The sequence below is a fragment of the Vibrio sp. 10N genome (assembly GCF_036245475.1).
Lineage (GTDB): Bacteria > Pseudomonadota > Gammaproteobacteria > Enterobacterales > Vibrionaceae > Vibrio.
Window position 1 is genome coordinate 615342 of sequence record NZ_BTPM01000001.1, and the last position, 19547, is coordinate 634888.

Below are 19547 nucleotides of genomic sequence, written 5' to 3' on the forward strand. Positions count from 1 at the left end.
ATTGTTTTTATAGATTATTGATTCCTAATTAAAGCACAGAATCTAAGCAAAAAGTTGTAAAACTATATAGCATTTAGTTATGTCTAAAGATCCCAACTGCATATAAATGCATTATTGTCCGTTTTTATGCTTTTGATAAAAAAACGCTTTCCAGGCAACAAAAGTACAATTTTTGATTGACTAATCGCCAACAAATGCGGTACACGTATGGGTAAGCACATAACAGAATCTGAAGCACGACCTATTATGTTTAATCACCAGCACGTAGTAATGACCACCACCATTATTATTACCGACATTATCGTTGGGGCAGGCTGGTAGACGAAAGAAATTCAAAAACAAGGCCTGTATCACCAAGATACGGGCCTTTTTTTTACCTGTTTTGAGTATTTCGGGAGGAAAGGATGCGAGTACTAAAATTTGGAGGCTCATCGTTAGCCGATGCGGACCGTTTTTTAAGAGCGGCGGACATCATCGCCAACAATGCCCAACAAGAAGATCTAGCTGTGGTGCTATCTGCACCGGGTAAAACCACCAACAAGCTAGTGGCAGTGATTGAAACTGCGCTAAAAAACAATGAAGTTGAACTGCAAATCTCTGAACTAGAGACCTCATTTAATGAGCTGTTCTCAAATATTAAGAAAGTCCTTCCGAATATCGACAGCACGGACTTTGATAATCAAGTTAAAACGTCTTTGTTCCAACTGCATCAGTTTGTTCACGGTATCCGCCTGCTTGGCACTTGCCCTGATCATGTTAACGCTCGCATTATCTCTAAAGGTGAGCGTATTTCTATCCAGTTGATGAAAGCGGTGCTTGTAGCGAAGGGCCAAGCTGCGGATCTTATCGACCCTGTGAAGTATCTGTTTGCAAATGGCGATCACCTAGAAGCCATGGTTGATGTTGAAGTGTCGACTCAAAATTTCCAAGCGAACCCGCTTGCTGAAGGTGTCGTACACATTATGCCTGGCTTTACTGCGGGCAATGCGAAAGGCGAATTAGTGACACTAGGTCGTAATGGCTCTGATTACTCAGCAGCGGTACTCGCGGCATGTCTGCGAGCGGATTGCTGCGAAATCTGGACCGACGTTGATGGCGTTTACAACTGTGACCCTCGATTGGTTGATGACGCCCGTCTTCTTAAATCTCTTAGCTATCAAGAAGCGATGGAGCTCTCTTACTTTGGCGCATCGGTTCTTCACCCGAAAACTATTGCTCCAATTGCCCAGTTCCATATCCCTTGCCTTATCAAAAACTCCTTTAACCCTCAGGGTGCGGGCACTTTGATTGGCCAAGATACTGGCGAAGATAACCTACCTATCAAAGGCATCACCACGCTGTCTAACCTCATCATGGTTAACGTATCTGGCCCAGGTATGAAGGGCATGGTAGGTATGGCAAGCCGCGTATTTGGCGCGATGTCATCGGCTGGTGTGTCGATTGTTCTTATTACTCAATCTTCATCAGAGTACAGCATCAGCTTCTGTATCGAAGAAGAAGACAAGCTAGAAGCTGAACGTGCGCTCAGTGATGCCTTCGAGCTTGAGCTGAAAAACGGTCTGCTTGAGCCTGTAGAGTTTATGGATGATGTTGCGATTGTGACGCTTGTGGGTGACGGTATGCGTACTTCTCGCGGCGTTGCATCTCAGTTCTTCTCATCACTTGCTGAAGTAAACGTGAACATTGTAGCAATCGCTCAGGGCTCATCAGAGCGCGCGATTTCAGCGGTTATTCCAGAAGATAAAATCTCTGAAGCCATCAAAGCCTGTCACGAAAACCTGTTTAACTCTAAGCACTTCCTAGATGTGTTTGTGGTTGGTGTCGGCGGCGTCGGTGGTGAGCTGGTGGATCAAATCCAAAGACAGCAAGCGAAACTGGCTGAAAAAGGCATCATCATTCGTGTTTGCGGCCTAGCAAACAGCAAAGGTGTATTGCTTGATGGTGATGGTTTACCGCTTGAGCAGTGGCGCGACCGCATGGGTGATGTGAGTGAAAAATTCACCGTCTCTAGCCTAGCAGCGCTGGTACAGCGCAACCACATCATCAACCCAGTGCTGGTTGACTGTACATCAAGCGAAGATATCGCTAATCAGTATGCTGAGTTCCTAGCGGCAGGCTTCCACGTAGTGACGCCAAACAAGAAAGCGAACACAGCAAGCATGTCTTACTACCATCAGCTACGCGACGTGGCTCGCAGCTCTCGCCGTAAGCTGATGTATGAAACGACAGTAGGTGCAGGTCTGCCCGTTATCGAAAACTTGCAGAACCTTATTTCAGCAGGTGACGAACTTGAGAAGTTCAATGGCATTCTGTCTGGCTCTCTATCGTTTATCTTCGGTAAGCTGGATGAAGGGCTAACACTGAGCCAAGCGACCAATGTCGCTAAAGACAAAGGCTTTACAGAACCAGACCCACGTGACGATCTCTCTGGTATGGACGTAGCACGTAAGCTACTTATTCTGGCGCGTGAAGCGGGTATGGCGCTTGAGCTTGAAGATGTAGAAGTTGATCAAGCTCTGCCACCAGGCTTTGATGATTCAGGTTCTATCGATGAGTTCATGGCTCGTCTACCGGAAGCTGACGCATACTTTAGCGAGTTGGTGGAAAATGCAGCCAAAGAAGGCAAAGTATTGCGTTACGTTGGCGAGATCTCTGACGGTAAGTGCCGAGTTCGCATTGCGGCTGTCGATGAAAACGATCCGATGTTTAAGATCAAAGATGGCGAGAATGCACTGGCCTTCTACAGTCGTTACTATCAGCCAATCCCACTGGTACTTCGCGGCTACGGCGCAGGTACAGAAGTCACTGCCGCGGGCGTCTTCTCTGACGTGATGCGTACACTGGGCTGGAAACTAGGAGTTTAAGATGAGTGATAGCGTTGTCGTATATGCGCCAGCCTCAATTGGCAATGTGAGTGTTGGCTTTGATGTGCTGGGCGCGGCGGTATCACCGGTTGATGGTACCCTGCTTGGCGATTGTGTTGAGGTGAGACTGGGCGACAAGCCATTCGATCTTGCCACCAAAGGCAGCTTTGTTGATAAGCTGCCAAGTGATCCAAAAGAGAACATTGTTTACGATTGCTGGAAGGTTTACGCTCGTGAGCTAGATAAAAAAGGTGTGGCACTCAAACCTGTCTACATGACACTTGAGAAGAACATGCCGATCGGCTCTGGGCTAGGTTCAAGCGCTTGCTCTATTGTTGCTGCGCTTGATGCTTTGAACCAGTTCCACGGTAATCCACTGAATGAAACTGAGCTTCTCGCGCTAATGGGTGAGATGGAAGGTCAAATTTCTGGTGGCATCCATTATGACAATGTGGCACCTTGCTACCTAGGTGGTGTGCAGTTGATGCTTGAAGAGCTGGGTATCATCAGCCAAGAAGTGCCATGTTTTGATGAGTGGTACTGGGTCATGGCTTACCCAGGTATCAAAGTCTCGACTGCGGAAGCGCGTGAGATCCTACCATCTCAGTATCGCAGACAAGATATCATTGCCCATGGTCGCCACTTAGCTGGGTTTATTCACGCTTGTCACTCTAACCAACCTGAGCTGGCAGCGAAGATGATCAAAGATGTCATCGCCGAACCTTATCGCGCTAAGCTCTTGCCAGGGTTTAGCAAAGCTCGTGAATACGCTGCGACAGCGGGTGCACTAGCAACAGGAATTTCAGGCAGCGGCCCAACGCTATTTAGCATCTGTAAAGACAAAGATGTTGCAGATAGAGTGGCTCGCTGGCTAGAAGAGAATTACGTACAAAATAACGAAGGATTCGTCCATGTTTGTCGCCTAGACAAACAAGGCTCGAAGGTAACAGGAAGTAAGCTATGAAGCTGTACAACATCAAAGAGAACGACGAGCAAGTCTCGTTTGGCCAAGCCGTTCGCCAAGGTTTAGGTCGCAACCAAGGTCTATTTTTTCCATCTGAGCTGCCAAAGTTCGATGATGTAGACGCACTGCTGGCTGAAGACTTTGTCACGCGTAGCGCAAAGATTTTGTCTGCGCTGATCGGTGATGAGCTTCCAGCAGAAAAAGTGAATGAGTTGGTCGACAATGCATTCCAATTCCCTGCTCCTATCAGCCAGGTAAAAGACGGCGTATACGCGCTTGAGCTTTTCCATGGACCTACGCTAGCGTTTAAAGACTTCGGTGGCCGTTTTATGGCTCAGTCTTTGGCGGCAGTCTCTGATGGCGGTAAGATCACTATCCTTACAGCGACATCAGGCGATACGGGTGCGGCGGTTGCTCATGCGTTTTACGGCATGGAAGACATCAATGTTGTTATCCTTTATCCAAAAGGCAAGATCAGCCCGCTGCAAGAAAAGCTATTCTGCACGCTAGGCAAGAATATCCACACAGTCGCAATCAATGGCGACTTTGATGCCTGTCAGGCGCTGGTTAAGCAAGCCTTTGACGACGCTGCGCTGCGTGAAGAGATTGGCCTTAACTCGGCGAACTCAATCAACATCAGCCGTCTGATGGCGCAGATCTGTTACTACTTCGAAGCGGCATCTCAGATGTCTAAACAAGAGCGTGAAAACTTAGTTGTCTCAGTACCAAGTGGTAACTTTGGTAACCTAACCGCAGGTCTATTGGCGAAAGCGCTGGGTCTTCCTATCAAGCGCTTCATTGCGGCAACCAACGCTAACGATACGGTACCTCGTTATCTAGAAACCGGTGAGTGGGATCCTAAGCCAACGGTGGCGACAACTTCAAACGCGATGGACGTGAGCCAGCCAAACAACTGGCCACGTATCGAAGAGCTATGCCAAATCAAAGGCTGGGGTCTAGATACCTTGGGCAAAGGCATGGTGACCGATGAGCAAAGCGCTGAGTCTGTGCGTGATCTCAACGCTCAAGGCTACCTGTGTGAGCCGCACGGCGCGATTGCTTACCGTTTGCTAGATGAGCAGTTGCAAGAAGGTGAAACAGGCCTATTCTTGTGTACCGCGCACCCAGCTAAGTTCAAAGAAGTGGTGGATGATATCCTCGAGTCAGACATTGACCTTCCGGGGCCTCTAGCGAAGCACGCAGCGATGGAATTGTTATCAGAAGATCTTGATAACGACTTCGATGCACTGAAAGCAGTATTGCGCCGAGTACAATAATCGGTCTTGACGATATAAATGCCCAAGCGAGTCGCTCGCTTGGGCATTTTTTTATCTTCAATAAACCGCACTGTGGCGGTTGACCTCAGGTTAAGTTGAGGCTTTAAACTGGTGGCCAATTAAGCCCATTGGAAAACCAACGAATAGGAAGCCCCATGTCCCCAAATCAGTTGCAGCAGTACTTAAACAGAGTAGATCTTACGCTTAGTGGCGTCGATGGCGGTGTTGTCAGTAGTCGGTTTTTAGCGAGCTATGCACATTTAACTCAGTTGCAAAAAGCTCAGCACCTCACGATTCCTTTCGAGAACTTTGATGTGTTTGCTGGTGAGGCCATCAGTCTTGAGCCTGAGGTGCGTTTTGACAAGTTAGTGAATCAGTCTCGTGGTGGTTACTGCTTTGAAGTGAATGCGTTGTTTTTAGAGGTGTTAAGCTCGCTCGGATATCATGCTAAACCAAAGCTCGCTCGCGTGCACCTTGCTGATACGCCATCAGGGCGAAGCCATCAAGTGACGCTTGTGACGATAAAGGATGAGCAATGGGTGGTCGATGTCGGTTTTGGCTCTAACACGCCCCGTTCACCCATCAAGTTGGTTGCCAATATTGAGCAACAGGCGGACTTTCAAGTGTTTCGGTTTATTGAGGTGGAGGATTTTGGTTACCTTTTGCAGCGCCGCGTTGAGGAAGGGTGGCAGGATCTTTACAGCCTAGATATGACGTTTGTTGGCGAAGGTGATATCGAGTATGCCAACCACTATACATCAACCAGTACAAACACCGTGTTTACGCAATCTATGACAGCGGCATTGGCGACGAAAGAGGGGAGTGTGACCCTGCTCGATACGACACTGCGCTGTCGTCACTGCGATCAAGAAGTATGGGCGCTCGATCTGAAACAAGACCATTACTTTGAGGTTATCGAGAAGGAGATGGGGATTGTTTTTCCAGAAGAAAAGCGAGCCCATGTATTAGCTCGCTTGTATCCATAAACGTTTTTTGCCAGTAGTTCCGCAGTGTGCACGATGGACTTTGGGATCTTATAGCGCGGGTTCCAGCGTCTTTTCGACGTATATATGAGTGCCAGACTGATAGGTGGTGATTTCCATGGCTTTGTGTAAATCACCAATATGACCAATCCCTGAGGTGGCTCTGGCAAATTGAACGCAAGCATCGACCTTCGGCTTCATTGAGCCTTCTGCAAATTGGTATTGCTCAATTTCATCGGCACTGATTTCAAACAGCGGTCTTTCAGTGGGTTTGCCCCAATCGACACAGACATTTTCCCCATCGGTCAGGATAACAAAATGTTCGGCCGCTAATTGTTTCGCCAAGACGGCCGCAGCGAAGTCTTTATCAATGACAGCTTCGACGCCTCGCAGACGTCCTTGTTCGCGCACCACAGGCGCGCCTCCACCCCCACAACAAATCACAATGTGATCGCGATTGAGGAGGGTTTGTATCGAATCAATTTCTACGATGCGTTGTGGTAACGGTGATGGCACTACGCGGCGCCAATATTGGCCATCTTGTTTGATATGCCATCCGTGTTGCTGCGCAAGGCTTTGTGCCTGTTGCTCATCATAGACAGGGCCTATGTACTTAGTTGGATCCGAAAAGGCGGGATCAGTAGCGTCGACTTCGATTTGCGTCAGTATGGTCGTACAACGTTTTTCCGGCATCACTTTTTGAATGCCTTGTTCAATCAAGTAACCAATCATGCCTTGGCTTTCAGCCCCAAGAACATCCAGAGGGTAAGGAGGCGTCTCGGTGTAATTGAGGTTTTGCAGGGCAAGTAAGCCCACCTGTGGCCCATTACCGTGCACAATGACTAAGCGATAACGCTCGCTCAACTTGGCAAGGGCCGCCGTCGTTTTATCGATGTTCTTTACCTGGTTTTCACAGCTCATGGTTTCGCCGCGCTGCAATAGTGCGTTGCCGCCTACAGCAACAACAAGAATGGGTTTACTCATGGCTCACTCCTTATAATCTGCTCACCTGCTCTCGATGGTGATTGGCAGGTAAGTGACTTGTGATGACCCATTTACTATTCAATGTGCGTGAAGATATCGGATTGACGAGAATCAGTTTTCTTTTCTCAATCAACAAACCCAACAAGAAGTGTTGCCAAGGTCAATATTTCGTTTAAAAACGGGCCGTGGTGACCGATGGTTGATTCTGATCTCACGGTAGCGGCCAAAATCGCGAAAATTTACTAACAAAGTCACATATCGGTTTTTGCAGGCCGAAATTTGATGATTGCCGACTTTTTTTACTGCCAAAAGGTCGATAGACCGATGTTTGATTCTGAGTGACGAATAGGGATTGGAAACTCGCCAAGATAGTGCTCAAGGCAATCACGCCGATGCCAGATGACCTTATCAAGGAGTGTTACTATGAAACTTCCAGCTTCCAGCGCAACCGAACTCAACAAAGAAGGTTTACGCCACTTCTTAAAAACTCAAGATTTCAGCAAGCAAGAGTTGACGGATATTTTGGAACTCATGGCTATGCTAAAAGAGGCGCGCAGAGACAACGCCGTGCCACAGCTATTTAAAAACAAAACCATCGCGATGATTTTCGAGCAGCCTTCAACAAGAACGCGCGTCTCTTTTGAAGCCGCGGCAACCTTGCTCGGTGGTCATGCTCAATTCCTGTCACCTAAAGATATCCACTTAGGTGCCAAAGAGTCTTTGGAAGACACCGGACGCGTACTGTCACGTATGGTCGATATTATGATGGCGCGAGTTGATAGCCACGATACGGTTGCTGGATTAGCCAAGTCGTCCACCGTACCCGTCATTAATGGTCTGTGTGACTGGCTTCATCCAACGCAAATCATGGCGGACTTGTTTACCATTCAAGAGCATTTACCTGAAGGTAAGCAACTGAGTGATTTGACAGTTGCCTTCGTTGGAGATGCTACCAATGTCGCCTCATCACTCATGTTTGCCTGTACACGCTTTGGTGCTGACTATAAACACATTGGTCCAAAACAGTATTGCCCACCTCAAGAGTGGATTGATATCGCTCTTGATAACTGTGAATCGTCAGGCTCTAAACTTACGGTTACCGATGACATTAGTGCGGTAGAAGGCTGCGACATTTTGGTTGCTGATAGCTTCTATTGGTTTGGCCAAGAAGCAGAGAAAGAAGCGCGCTTATCTGCATTTATGCCAAACTATGTGGTCACTAAAGAGCTTTTGGATCGTGCTGGGCCAAATGCCATGTTCATGCATTGTTTGCCTGCGAATGATCAGCGCGAATGTACCCGTGAGGTGATGGAGTGCGAGCGTTCGGTGATTTTTGATGAAGCAGAAAACCGCCTCACAGCTCAGATGGCACTGCTGGTGTACTTTACGTATAAACACACTAAACAGCCTTCCGCAGAAACAGTGAAGCGGCATGAAGAGCGCGTGAACGCTTTCTTAGCGAAAATCTAAACCACTCGCTTCATCATCGTTGGCTAGAAAACAAAAGGGGCATCATGCCCCTTTTTGCTGTGTGAGAAGTTTATGCTGCGCAGCTCAGTGTTTTGCGAAGGCCGATACGACTATGGCCTTTAGGAAAGTCTTCAAAACGCGTGAACTCAACAAAACCCAGCTTTTGATAAAACACTGGCGCCTGCCAACTTTGGGTCCACAACCAAAGCCCCGATAGCTTGTGGTCAATGGCGTACTGCTCGGCATGTTTCATTAGCTTACTGCCCATCCCGGTACCTCGGCAGCGGTCGTCGACCCAAAGTTCATCGATATACATCCAATCCCAAAGCAGATCCGCCGTCAGGGCAGCAATTAGCTCATCGTTGTCATCGCGCACGGTCCAGTTCACGCGCTGTTTATCATAGGGAGGCGCAACTTGCGTTTGACCATGAGATTCAAGACCCGCGGTCAGCTCACTCTGTGTCTTGGCATCTATACTGCCTTGGGCGAATTCGATGTTGAGCATTGTGCACCTCTTTTACTGCATAACCGGATAGTAAGATAATTGCAGCAGATGGTACTAGAGTCGGCGAGGTTTGCCTATGTGTGCCAGCGGGGTATGAGTGAATTGTTGCTAACGAAGTGACAATGGTGACTAGAGATTGGGGAGCGATGAGAGAGGAAGGCCACCAGTAGGCCAAAAGCTACTGGTGGCAAATAACTGCGGTCTTTGTTGCGCGGTTATTGGTTATTGGTTATTGGTGCTGTAGCTGAGTGGTGTCAGAGCGCACTCCACGGGAGGTACGATAGATGTAGATTTCACCAATGAGGATGGCAATACCAATGCCAGTCCCGACTTGCCAGAAGTATGACCAATCAAATGGAACGCCAGGCACCCAGAAGAAGGTAACCACACCGCCAATCAATAGTAGCATCGGTACGTAACACATAAGGCGGATCAGAGTTTTACCACCGGGTACTTTGTAAGGTCGGTTGAGTGCGGCGTCTATCTTTCGAAGTTTTAAGAACGCTGGGAACATTACGATGTACGACATTAAGAGAATGATGGCACCTAGGGAAAAGACGTTCCAGAACAGATCTTCATTCCCACCGTAAGTCGCTACGACCGCGTAAGTGATCATGGTAATGGTTGCCACAATCCCATTCCAAATCGGCGCGCCAATCGGTGTACCTTGCTTAGTTGTGCGGGCAAACACTTGTGGCATATCGCCATTTTTTGCTGCATACAAGGCAACATAGTTAACCCCCACAGACCAGTTGGTAATGTTGGCCACTAGGGTAAACATAAAACAGACGGCAAGAATGTTGATGATGATTCCTGTGATGCCCTCGATGCCAAATAAGATCACTAAACTTTCATATAAGCCGGCAGACGCTGAGATCTGATCGAGTGGCAGTGCCGCTTGCACACCAAACGTTGCCAGTAAATAGAAAAAGGCGATCAGCATACCACCTAGAATGGTCGCTTTGGGGATATCTTTCTTAGGATTAGCCATCGAGTCAGATGCGCCAGACACCACTTCAAAACCGAGTAAGTTAAACAGCATCACAGACAGGATCGCGAAGCCGACGGTAAATGAAGGGGCAAAGGCGCTGGCACTGAAGTCATTCGCCACTTCGCCATTAAGCGCCTGAATAATGCCGCCAATGCCGAGAACGGACATGATCAGTACTTTTAGAATCGCACCCAGCGACGAAATCCAGTTCGCGTCAGCCACTGGCTTGGTACTGATGTAAGAGCACAGCCAACTTACCGCAATCGAGATGCCTGCGATTTGCCATGGGGTAAACGTTTTGCCGATCACTTGGCCCAGTACCACGGCGAACAAATAGAATACGGCAGGGATCCACAAGGCATAGTTAACCCAGTAAAACCACGCGGTACGAGCGCCCCAGTTGCGGCCAAAAGCGCGTTTGACCCAGTCATAAATGCCCCCTTCGGCAGGATAGGTGGTCGCCAGTTCAGCCGTTACCAGTCCGTAAGGCAAAAAGAACAGCACCAAAATGACGAACCACCAGAAAATGCCTCCGGGGCCAGCAACAGCGGTCGCGGCTACCGTGTCGACCACGAGCACAGTGCATACCCCAAATAGGACGATATCAACCAGCCCTAATTTCTTTGTTTGTTTTTCTTGCATAACATTTCTCCAAGGCGTGGATTAAGTTATTAAATGACACACCAGGGATTAAAACAGACCCAACGGTTAGCAACTGAGGGAGGAATCTGACATCGGTGATTAATAAATCGACGCAAGGTAAAACGTGAAGGCGTTACCAAATCCGCGACGCGGTTAAGGTTATCTCGAAATAATTGATTCTGATCAATCCCTTAAAAGGGTATGACAATGCTATGTTAGTGTTGATTTGGTATCGGTTGCATATGTAGAGGGCTGCGATGGGAACTGGAAACGCACATCAAAAAGTAGAGCGAATCAAACAAGCCGCGGTCGATCTGATTGAGCGCGGTGATATCAATACGCTGTCGATTTACGACATTGCTCGTCGGGCAAAAATCGCGACGTCGACGGTTTACCATCACTTCCCGAATATTGAAGCACTGTTTTTAGCGATTGCGGATGATGTGTTTACCAGCTTAGATATTATGTTGTCGGAAGTAGAAGCAACGCCGCATTTTGAACGTTGGCAGGACATAACGCTTGCGATTGAAGGCGCGTATATTCGTAACTATCAAACCAACAAAGTCGCGACCAAGTTGATTTTGGGGCAGCACAAATTTTATGAGTTGCGTCATGCCGACTTTGAGCATGACCAAGTGTTGGGAAAGCGGATTCGAGATATTTACCAGCAGCATTTCGTTTTGCCAGCGCTACCCAGCAACTACAACATATTTGCTATCGCTCTTCAGGCGGCGGATAAGGTTTATAGCACGTTTTACAACGAGTCTGGCCATCAAGAGATCAGCCATGCAGCGGGTGAAGAAGGTTGTCGATTGGCGCTGGCGTACCTATCGCTGTATTTACCGCAGTATTTGGCGCGGGTGCCAACTGCGGTGCAGGCTAATGATGCCGAGTTGATGTTTCACTATTAGAGTTTCAGTCATTAAAAAAGCCCCTAACGGAGGTTAGGGGCTTTGTGTTTTGTTAGTGAAGCTTGGCGTTTAGGGATAACTTACGCCGTCTCTGTCTCACCGGTCGGCTTCTCTTCATCAGCAAGGTCCGTTTCACCTTTGCCTTTTGATTTCTTAATCACATAGCCTGCGATAGAAAGTGAAGACACGATGCCTAGGATAGTCGATAGCTGCATTGGTAGACCGAAGCCCAGTGTCGCGTTGTTCAAGATGAAGGTGATGACTACCGTTGTCATGAATACCGCTGGTATTGTGGTTACCCAGTGAAGCTTGTTGTGGCGCAGTAGGTAAGCCGACGCAGTCCAAAGCATCATTACCGCTGTTGTTTGGTTCGCGAAACCGAAGTAGCGCCAGATAACACCGAAGTCTACTTGAGTTAGGATGCCACCGATAACAAACAGTGGGATAGCCATCATTAGGCGGTTACGCAGTGTCTTTTGCTCCATGTTGAAGTATTCAGCAAGGATAAGACGGCTTGAACGGAACGCTGTATCACCAGAAGTAATCGGTAGGATAACCACACCTAGGAAGGCAAGCACACCACCAAACACACCCAGTAGACCAAATGACGCGCTGTAAACCACGTTACCAGGACCACCATTCTTCACAGCTTCTGCAAGAGAATCGATAGAGCCGAAGAAAGATAGAGCAAGAGCACACCAGATTAGCGCGATAACACCTTCACCAATCATTGCACCGTAGAATACGAAGCGACCGTTCTTTTCATTTTCCATACAGCGAGCCATCAGCGGAGACTGAGTCGCGTGGAAGCCTGAGATAGCACCACAAGCGATGGTGATGAATAGTGCTGGCCAAAGTGGCAGGTCATTCGGGTTCATGTTGGTAAACATGTCACTGATTTCAAAGCCGCCCATGATTTGGTGCTCGCTTGACAGTGCAACCGCTGTGATTAGACCGACAGACATGAAGATAAGCAGTGCGCCGAACAGTGGGTAGAAACGGCCGATGATTTTATCAACAGGGACAATCGTCGCGATGATGTAGTACGCGAAAATAATCACGACCATAGTGCTCATGCTCATCGACATGTCCATTTGGTCGTTCACTAGGTTAGTGATCATGCCAGCAGGCGCTGAAACGAAAACCACACCAACCAGTAGCAATAGGACGATGGCAAAAATGTTCATAAAGTGTTTGGCGCCATTGCCTAAGTAACGACCGGTAATAGTAGGGACGGATGCGCCGCCATTGCGAACCGATAACATACCCGAGAAGTAATCGTGTACCGCACCTGCGAAGATACAGCCGATAACAATCCAAAGCATTGCTGCAGGACCATAGAGAGCACCCATAATTGGGCCGAAGATAGGACCGACACCAGCGATGTTCAGTAGTTGAACCAAGTACACTTTCTTGGTCGACATTGGAACGTAATCCACACCGTCAGCTTTAGTATGAGCCGGTGTTTGACGTTTTTCGTTAATACCAAAGACCTTCTCAATGAAAGCCCCGTAGATAAAGTAGCCGCCAATCAAGGCCGCAACACAAGTTAAAAACCACAACATAACTGTTATCCCTAGTTTGTGATGACATTAATTTCTGGTAACCATTATAAAAATGATGAATTACCCCGGCATTGGATTATTCAGTTAGTGGCGAAATAGCTGATTAAGTGGTCAATAGCTAAGTTAAGTGGTTTTGCTGTTAGCTAAGTGGTCGATTTCCGAGGCTAAGCGGTAGAATAAAAGCGTGAAGCGGGTCACTTTCGTCGCTTGAGAGTGGTAAAACCGCCGAAGAACTGGCATTGTTATCGGCAGACATATTTCGATCAAAAAGGGAAATCATGAGAGCGCTAATCATCGTTGCGACCAGCTTATTGGCAGTGGGTTGTGCAAAGGGTGTCAATGATCTCGCCCAAGAAGGAAGCTGGGATCAGATCGGCTACCAAGATGGGGTGAGAGGTCAGCTGTCTCGCAGCTATTCGGACCTGAATAAGCTTGGTGAAGCGGTGCACTCTGAGTACGATGCCGGTTATCAACGCGGTATCATTGAGTTCTGTGATGCTGACTTTGCTTATCAGATTGGCTTGTCAGGTCATTACTATACTGGTGCTTGTGAAGGCCTACCGGAAGCGCAGCGCTTTCGAATGGAGTGGCAGCGAGGTTGGATGGATTATTCTCAGCAAAGCAGCTTTTGATAAAACGTCTTCTTGACCATTTTACATAACAAAAGGGTTAGCGTGATGCTAACCCTTTTGTTTTGATAACTCGTTATTAACTTGCGTTGTTTTCGCTATCCACCGCTTTACGAAGAAAGCCGTCTTGTTGGCTCAGTTGCTGCTTGGCGGCGGTTTTATCCAATCCAGTTAAAATCATGAGTATCGACAATTTTACATCATAGTCAGTCTGTTTTAGCGCAGTTGTCGCTGTCTCTTTGTTGCAGTCGGTAGCTTGCATGACAATGCGCGTTGCTCGGGCGACTAACTTTGCGTTGGTCGCTTTCACATCCACCATCAGGTTTTGATAGCTCTTACCTAAACGGATCATACTCGCGGTGGTGAGCATATTCAGAACCAGCTTTTGCGCGGTGCCAGATTTTAAGCGTGTAGACCCCGTCAGTGCTTCTGGTCCCACGACTGGGCTGATAGCAATGTTCGCTACGTTAGCGATGTCAGAGGCAGGGTTGCATGATAGCGCCACCGACGTCGCGCCTACTTCGTTGGTATATTCTAGGGCACCAATGACATAAGGCGTGCGCCCGCTTGCCGCGATACCCACCACCACATCTTTATTGGTAAGTGCGATATCCTTTAAGTCTTGTGCGCCGAGTACCGGGTCATCTTCTGCCCCTTCTTTGGCCTTAAACATGGCGTCTTTCCCGCCAGCAATAATGCCTACCACCATTTCAGGGTCGGTACCAAAGGTAGGTGGGCACTCCGATGCATCCAACACGCCAAGACGGCCACTGGTTCCAGCGCCCACATAGAGTAGACGACCACCTTGTTTGAAGGCATGCGTGATGGCATCGACTGCCTCTGCGATCTCAGGAATCACTTTTTCGACGGCTAGCGGAACCAGACTGTCTTGCTGATTCATACGCACCAGGATTTGCTCAGAAGAGAGCAGGTCGATATCCATGGTTTCCGGGTTGCGCCCTTCAGAGACGAGCTGGGAAAGCGCATTTAATAAAGCGTCGTTTGTCATAGTGAGTCCTAGTCAGCTGGGTAAAAGACACCTAGCGGTACGGCTTTGCTAGCGCCGGTCACCGAAGGTAGGTTGCTTGGTATTTTATGGATAAAACAGTGCGCCAGCCAAGCAAAAGCCATCGACTCCATATAGTCACCACTGATTGCTTCGCTATCGGTAGAATCGACATGCCAGTGTGCCAGTAGCTCGCTAAGGCGGCTCATGATAATCGGGTTGTTTGCGCCGCCGCCACAGACAAGCAGTTTCGGGCTGGCACCAACGCAGTAAGGTTTGACCGCTTGGGCGATGGTTATGGCGGTAAATTCAGTCAGCGTGCGCAATATGTCGTGTTCGTTAAGGACGTCATCGAGTTTCGCTAGCTGAGTTTGTAGCCACTCTCCGTGATAATACTCGCGCCCGGTACTTTTTGGGGCGCTGCGCTTGAGGTAAGGGTCGGTGAGCATCTGTGCCAACAAATTATCGTCAACGTGTCCTTGTTTGGCGAGGCGAGCATCTTGATCAAAAGCTTGCGAGAAAGCGTAGGTACACCAGTGATCCAAAAGCACATTACCAGGCCCTGTATCAAATCCCACCACATCACCATTTGGTTGCAGGACGGACACATTGGCAATGCCACCAATATTGAGGATCACCTGAGTCGACTCACTGTCGCTAAAAAGGTAGCGATGAAAAGCGGGTACCAAGGGGGCGCCTTGACCACCTAGCGCCATGTCTTTACGTCTGAAATCACCGACGGTATTAATGCCAGTGAGCGCAGCAAGTAGGTTGTTGTCGCCAAGTTGAGTGGTAAATGGTGTGTCGCCGTCTGGCTGGTGAAAGACAGTCTGGCCATGGTTACCGATTGCGGTAATGTCATCAGCGCTGTAGTTCGATTTTGCGAGCAGCGATTCCACCGCACGAGCATAGAGTTTGCCGAGATTATGATCGAGTTCACCGACCTGCTTTAAGCTGGTGGACTGCCCTTGGCATATCGCTAACACCTCACTTTTAAGGGCGTCGGGATAGCTCAAGAAATCGCTGTCGACGAGACGAATGTGCTTGTCCTTAATCGCAACAATAGCGGTGTCGACACCATCTAGGCTAGTGCCAGACATGATACCGATATACAACGCTTCCTTTGACATCATAAACTTACTCCGTTTTTACGTAGCTTTATTGTAAATCAAAAACAATAGGAATAACCTCTGGGGATGCCCATTTGATAATAAATTTGCAGAGGAGCAATTATGGGACCGCTATGGATTGATGTGGCAGGTTACGAACTGACTGCGGAAGATCGCGAAATTTTAGAGCACCCAACCGTCGGTGGCTTGATTCTGTTTGCCAGAAACTACCACGACTCCGAGCAGCTTATTGAACTTAACCGACAAATCCGTCAAGCGGCGAAGAAGCCGATTGTGATTGGCGTCGATCAAGAGGGTGGTCGAGTGCAGCGTTTCCGTGATGGGTTTACTTTGCTGCCGCCAGCGGCGCGTTATGCCAAGCTTAAAGATGAAGCCTTGGCGCATCAAGCGGGTTGGTTGATGGCCGCAGAGCTGATTGCTCATGACATCGATTTAAGTTTTGCGCCTGTGCTTGACCAAGGTGAGCAAAGCAAAGCCATTGGCAATCGCGCCTTTGGTGATAACTTCCAAACTATCGTGCAATATACCACAGCCTTTATGGCGGGCATGAAATCTGCGGGGATGGCGACAACCGGTAAGCACTTTCCTGGGCACGGCGGCGTAACCGCAGACTCGCACCTTGAAACGCCCGTGGATAACCGAGACTCTATTTTTGAGGATGACATGCGCATCTTCCAAGCGCACATTAAAGCCGGTGTGCTCGATGCGATGATGCCAGCGCATGTCGTGTTCCCGCACTACGACGATAAGCCAGCAAGCGGTTCGAGCTACTGGTTGAAAGAGGTGCTTCGCAAACAGCTTGGTTTCAATGGCATCGTGTTTTCTGATGATCTTTCTATGGAAGGTGCAGCGATTATGGGCGGCCCTGCGGCGCGTGCTCAGCAAGCCCTCGATGCGGGCTGCGATACGCTGTTGATGTGTAATAACCGCAACTCGACGATTGAGGTGTTGGATAACCTGCCGATGACCAAAGTGAAGCAGGCCAGTCGCATGCTTAGAAAGAAAAACTTTGACCTTGAAGAGCTTAAGAAAAGTGCTCAGTGGAAAGCGGCGAATAGTAAAGTTCTGTCGGCGCTGGAAGGCTAAAGATAGAAACAAAAACAGCGAGCTTAACTCGCTGTTTTTGTAGGTAAGTAAGAGTTTAATGGAACCCTAACGTCTCTTTCAGCGACTTCAAATACCGGCGGCTCACTGGTATCGGATGGTCACTTTGGGTAATGATTTCCGCCAGCCCATTTTCCAATAGCTTGATCTCTTTAATCGCCTTTACATTGACCAAAAACTGGCGATGACATCGAATCAGCGACGTTTTATCTTCAATCACTTTAAGCGTCAATTGCGAGGTCGCTTTCTGAGTCGCCGTTTGTACGTGCACACCTGAAAGATCACTATAGGCAAATTCCACATCCTTAGTGGCGATAATGACGATTCGGTTATGACCGGTGCATGGAATTTGGTCCAACGTGGGCGGTGCGATCGTATCAAAACTCTCGGTGTGGGCGGTGTCGCGTTTGCTCAATCGCTTGACGGTTTTAGCCAAGCGGCAAGGGTCAACTGGCTTGAGTAGATAATCAAACGCATTGTCTTCGAAGGCTTGGATCGCATATTGGTCGTAAGCGGTGACAAACACCACGCTTGGCATAGTATCGGGATCTAACATGCTCAAAAGCTCAATCCCAGTGATCTGTGGCATCTGAATATCGAGGAACACCACATCAGGCTTGTGTTGATTGATTTTCTTCAAACCTTCTATGGCGTTGCTGGCCTGATCGATGATCTCAATCTGTTCAAACTCAGATAAAAGCTCAATAAGCTCCTCACGAGCAAATAATTCATCATCAATTACTATTGCGGTTAACCGAGTCATGAAGCGATAGCCGTCCTTTTATCGTCTGAATTTACGGGCGCTGGAATAATAAAGCTCATCCGTGTGTGTTGCTGGTTTTCCACTTCAATTTTTAGCGCTGAGTCACGTCCAAATTGATTGCGCAGGCGTTTATCCACTATCTGCATTCCTAAACCTTGATGACCAGGCTCGGGGGGTAGGTAGGTACCGGCGTTGTCTTCTACTGTAAGTCGATAACCTTGTTCACAGCGTTTGCTGAAAATTCGAATTGAGCCACCTTCAAGAAGGTTTGAGATACCGTGCTTAATGGCATTTTCAACCAATGGCTGCAAGGTAAAGCTAGGCACGGTTTGCTCGAGTAGCTCGGGGCTGATATCGATATCGACTTCTAAGCGGTCGGTAAACCGGGCTTTCTCTATGGTTAGGTAGGCATTGACGTGCGCGAGTTCTTCTTTAAGTGTCACCGTCTCGATGTTTTGTTTTAGGTTACTGCGGAAGAACTGCGATAAGTGTTGGATCAAACTGCGCGCTTTATCGGGGTCACGACGAGTAATCGCGCTAATGGTATTCAGTGCGTTAAACAAAAAGTGCGGGTTAACCTGTGCATGCAGTAGCTTGATTTCCGCTTGGTTCAGCAAGGTCTGCTTGTGGATGTAATCACCATGCAGGATCTGACTAGAGAGTAGCTGAGCAATCCCTTCTGCCATCGACATGTTAATGGTCGAGAACAGTTTTCGTTTCGGCTCGTACAGCTTTATGGTGCCAATCACTTCATCACCTGTACGTAGTGGAATGATCAGTGCTGAGCCGAGCTTACAGTCTTTGGAAATCGAGCATTGATACGGGTTTTCCTTGCCATCGAGGTAGATGATATCGTTATTGTTCATCGAGTCGAGGGTGCTTTGCGATGAGATGGGGCGGTTGAGTTTATGATGGTCTGCGCCAATGCCAACAAATGCGAGAATCTTCTCACGATCGGTAATGGCAACTGCGCCGACGTTGGTCTCTTCATAGATAATACGTGCAATTTTACTGGCGTTGTCGGAGTTAAACCCGTGCACTAATATCCCCACGGAGCGCTCGGCAATATTCAAAGCCCGACGCGAGAAGGTCGCCGAGTATTCTTCAAAGATGGTTTTACGATCTTGCAGGATACTCATAAACAGAGCTGCGCCCACTGAGTTGGCTATGATCATTGGCGCTGCGATGTTAGATACCAATGCGTAGGCTTGATCGAAAGGCTTGGCGACCACCAAAATAATCAGCATCTGCACCACTTCAGCTGCGAAGGTGACATACAGAACCACAAGTGGATTAAACAGCTGTTCCTTCTTGCCTTTATTGAGGAAATAAAGGTGCACAATGCCGCCAATCACCCCTTCGGCGGTGGTTGAGATAGCGCAGGCGACATCGGTAAATCCACCTAACGTATAGCGATGTAATCCACCCGTTAAGCCCACGGCAAAACCGACCACCGGGCCACCAAATAAACCGCCCATTACGGCGCCAATGGCGCGAGTATTGGCAATCGCATCGTCAATCTGCAGGCCAAAGTAAGTGCCAAGTATGCAAAATGAAGAGAACAGTACGTAAATACTGAATTTATGACTCAAGCGGTTCGTGACGCTAAACAGTGGAAGGAACAACGGTGTTTTGCTGAGCATATACGCTAGCATCAGATACACACACATCTGCTGTAGCAAAGAGATAATTAAGTCCATGGGTACCACCTCAACCTCGATGGTTTTATTGTAACGCAACTAGAGACAAAGGGCAGAGT

The 19547-nt window shown here is 48.3% G+C and carries 16 protein-coding genes; 8 read left to right on the plus strand and 8 right to left on the minus strand.

All coding sequences use genetic code 11. The features are described from left to right. The first annotated feature begins 404 nt into the window (after positions 1-404). The 4 genes from thrA to AAA946_RS03020 all read left to right on the plus strand — a co-directional run bounded on the left by thrA (position 405) and on the right by AAA946_RS03020 (position 6091). Positions 405-2864, plus strand: a complete 2460-nt coding sequence (gene thrA / locus AAA946_RS03005) for a bifunctional aspartate kinase/homoserine dehydrogenase I (protein ID WP_338163564.1) — start codon at positions 405-407, stop codon at positions 2862-2864. Position 2865: 1 nt separating this feature from the next. After that, positions 2866-3828, plus strand: coding sequence for a homoserine kinase (gene thrB, locus AAA946_RS03010; RefSeq protein WP_112459843.1), 963 nt, complete (start codon positions 2866-2868; stop codon positions 3826-3828). After that, complete coding sequence (gene thrC / locus AAA946_RS03015; protein WP_338163565.1) at positions 3825-5105, plus strand: threonine synthase; 1281 nt, start codon at positions 3825-3827, stop codon at positions 5103-5105. Before thrB ends, thrC begins: the two co-directional genes overlap by 4 nt. Positions 5106-5260: 155 nt before the next feature. Then, positions 5261-6091 carry an arylamine N-acetyltransferase family protein gene (locus AAA946_RS03020; protein ID WP_338163566.1) on the plus strand — a complete coding sequence of 277 codons (831 nt, stop codon included), beginning with the start codon at positions 5261-5263 and terminating at the stop codon, positions 6089-6091. Between the two features lie 48 nt (positions 6092-6139). Here the strand turns inward: AAA946_RS03020 and arcC are convergent, their stop codons facing one another. Next, the gene (arcC, locus tag AAA946_RS03025) at positions 6140-7072 is read right to left on the minus strand and encodes a carbamate kinase (protein WP_338163567.1); all 933 of its coding nucleotides are present in this window, start codon (positions 7070-7072) and stop codon (positions 6140-6142) included. Between the two features lie 423 nt (positions 7073-7495). Between arcC and argF the strand changes: the two genes are divergently transcribed. After that, a complete protein-coding gene (gene argF, locus AAA946_RS03030) occupies positions 7496-8542 on the plus strand; it encodes an ornithine carbamoyltransferase (protein ID WP_338163568.1) in 1047 nt (348 codons plus the stop codon). A gap of 70 nt (positions 8543-8612) precedes the next feature. Here the strand turns inward: argF and AAA946_RS03035 are convergent, their stop codons facing one another. Together AAA946_RS03035 and AAA946_RS03040 are read right to left on the minus strand one after the other, a co-directional pair. Next, positions 8613-9047 (minus strand): GNAT family N-acetyltransferase, encoded by a 435-nt coding sequence (locus AAA946_RS03035; RefSeq protein ID WP_338163569.1) that lies wholly within the window; start codon positions 9045-9047, stop codon positions 8613-8615. 229 nt (positions 9048-9276) lie between these two features. Beyond that, positions 9277-10680, minus strand: coding sequence for an APC family permease (locus tag AAA946_RS03040; protein WP_338163570.1), 1404 nt, complete (start codon positions 10678-10680; stop codon positions 9277-9279). Between the two features lie 257 nt (positions 10681-10937). On the opposite strand from AAA946_RS03040, the gene AAA946_RS03045 reads away from it, so the two are divergent. Continuing rightward, entirely contained in the window at positions 10938-11591 is a 654-nt protein-coding gene (locus AAA946_RS03045; protein ID WP_338163571.1) for a TetR/AcrR family transcriptional regulator, read from the plus strand. 80 nt (positions 11592-11671) lie between these two features. Here AAA946_RS03045 and AAA946_RS03050 read toward each other — a convergent pair whose 3' ends face one another. After that, positions 11672-13156: a carbon starvation CstA family protein gene (locus tag AAA946_RS03050; protein WP_338163572.1), complete on the minus strand. Its 1485-nt coding sequence runs from the start codon at positions 13154-13156 to the stop codon at positions 11672-11674. A gap of 278 nt (positions 13157-13434) precedes the next feature. Between AAA946_RS03050 and AAA946_RS03055 the strand changes: the two genes are divergently transcribed. Then, the gene (locus AAA946_RS03055) at positions 13435-13788 is read left to right on the plus strand and encodes a DUF2799 domain-containing protein (protein ID WP_338163573.1); all 354 of its coding nucleotides are present in this window, start codon (positions 13435-13437) and stop codon (positions 13786-13788) included. 76 nt (positions 13789-13864) lie between these two features. On the opposite strand, the gene murQ is transcribed toward AAA946_RS03055, so the two are convergent. Together murQ and AAA946_RS03065 are read right to left on the minus strand one after the other, a co-directional pair. Further along, entirely contained in the window at positions 13865-14794 is a 930-nt protein-coding gene (murQ, locus tag AAA946_RS03060; RefSeq protein ID WP_338163574.1) for an N-acetylmuramic acid 6-phosphate etherase, read from the minus strand. A gap of 8 nt (positions 14795-14802) precedes the next feature. Next, positions 14803-15921: an anhydro-N-acetylmuramic acid kinase gene (locus tag AAA946_RS03065; RefSeq protein ID WP_338165761.1), complete on the minus strand. Its 1119-nt coding sequence runs from the start codon at positions 15919-15921 to the stop codon at positions 14803-14805. Positions 15922-16023: 102 nt separating this feature from the next. Between AAA946_RS03065 and nagZ the strand changes: the two genes are divergently transcribed. Then, positions 16024-17007, plus strand: coding sequence for a beta-N-acetylhexosaminidase (nagZ, locus tag AAA946_RS03070; protein WP_338163575.1), 984 nt, complete (start codon positions 16024-16026; stop codon positions 17005-17007). Between the two features lie 55 nt (positions 17008-17062). Here the strand turns inward: nagZ and btsR are convergent, their stop codons facing one another. After that, complete coding sequence (gene btsR / locus AAA946_RS03075; RefSeq protein WP_338163576.1) at positions 17063-17788, minus strand: two-component system response regulator BtsR; 726 nt, start codon at positions 17786-17788, stop codon at positions 17063-17065. Then, positions 17785-19488: a sensor histidine kinase gene (locus AAA946_RS03080; protein WP_338163577.1), complete on the minus strand. Its 1704-nt coding sequence runs from the start codon at positions 19486-19488 to the stop codon at positions 17785-17787. The genes btsR and AAA946_RS03080 overlap by 4 nt, the downstream gene beginning before the upstream one ends. Between the last annotated feature and the right edge of the window lie 59 nt (positions 19489-19547).

Bases quoted from the DNA above. Each gene is read 5' to 3' on its own strand.
- murQ (WP_338163574.1), bottom strand. From the start codon at position 14,794: ATGACAAACGACGCTTTATTAAATGCGCTTTCCCAGCTCGTCTCTGAA.
- AAA946_RS03050 (WP_338163572.1), bottom strand. From the start codon at position 13,156: ATGTTGTGGTTTTTAACTTGTGTTGCGGCCTTGATTGGCGGCTACTTT.
- AAA946_RS03020 (WP_338163566.1), top strand. From the start codon at position 5,261: ATGTCCCCAAATCAGTTGCAGCAGTACTTAAACAGAGTAGATCTTACG.
- arcC (WP_338163567.1), bottom strand. From the start codon at position 7,072: ATGAGTAAACCCATTCTTGTTGTTGCTGTAGGCGGCAACGCACTATTG.
- AAA946_RS03040 (WP_338163570.1), bottom strand. From the start codon at position 10,680: ATGCAAGAAAAACAAACAAAGAAATTAGGGCTGGTTGATATCGTCCTA.
- AAA946_RS03055 (WP_338163573.1), top strand. From the start codon at position 13,435: ATGAGAGCGCTAATCATCGTTGCGACCAGCTTATTGGCAGTGGGTTGT.
- thrA (WP_338163564.1), top strand. From the start codon at position 405: ATGCGAGTACTAAAATTTGGAGGCTCATCGTTAGCCGATGCGGACCGT.
- AAA946_RS03035 (WP_338163569.1), bottom strand. From the start codon at position 9,047: ATGCTCAACATCGAATTCGCCCAAGGCAGTATAGATGCCAAGACACAG.
- nagZ (WP_338163575.1), top strand. From the start codon at position 16,024: ATGGGACCGCTATGGATTGATGTGGCAGGTTACGAACTGACTGCGGAA.
- thrC (WP_338163565.1), top strand. From the start codon at position 3,825: ATGAAGCTGTACAACATCAAAGAGAACGACGAGCAAGTCTCGTTTGGC.
- btsR (WP_338163576.1), bottom strand. From the start codon at position 17,788: ATGACTCGGTTAACCGCAATAGTAATTGATGATGAATTATTTGCTCGT.
- AAA946_RS03065 (WP_338165761.1), bottom strand. From the start codon at position 15,921: ATGTCAAAGGAAGCGTTGTATATCGGTATCATGTCTGGCACTAGCCTA.
- AAA946_RS03045 (WP_338163571.1), top strand. From the start codon at position 10,938: ATGGGAACTGGAAACGCACATCAAAAAGTAGAGCGAATCAAACAAGCC.
- argF (WP_338163568.1), top strand. From the start codon at position 7,496: ATGAAACTTCCAGCTTCCAGCGCAACCGAACTCAACAAAGAAGGTTTA.
- thrB (WP_112459843.1), top strand. From the start codon at position 2,866: ATGAGTGATAGCGTTGTCGTATATGCGCCAGCCTCAATTGGCAATGTG.
- AAA946_RS03080 (WP_338163577.1), bottom strand. From the start codon at position 19,488: ATGGACTTAATTATCTCTTTGCTACAGCAGATGTGTGTGTATCTGATG.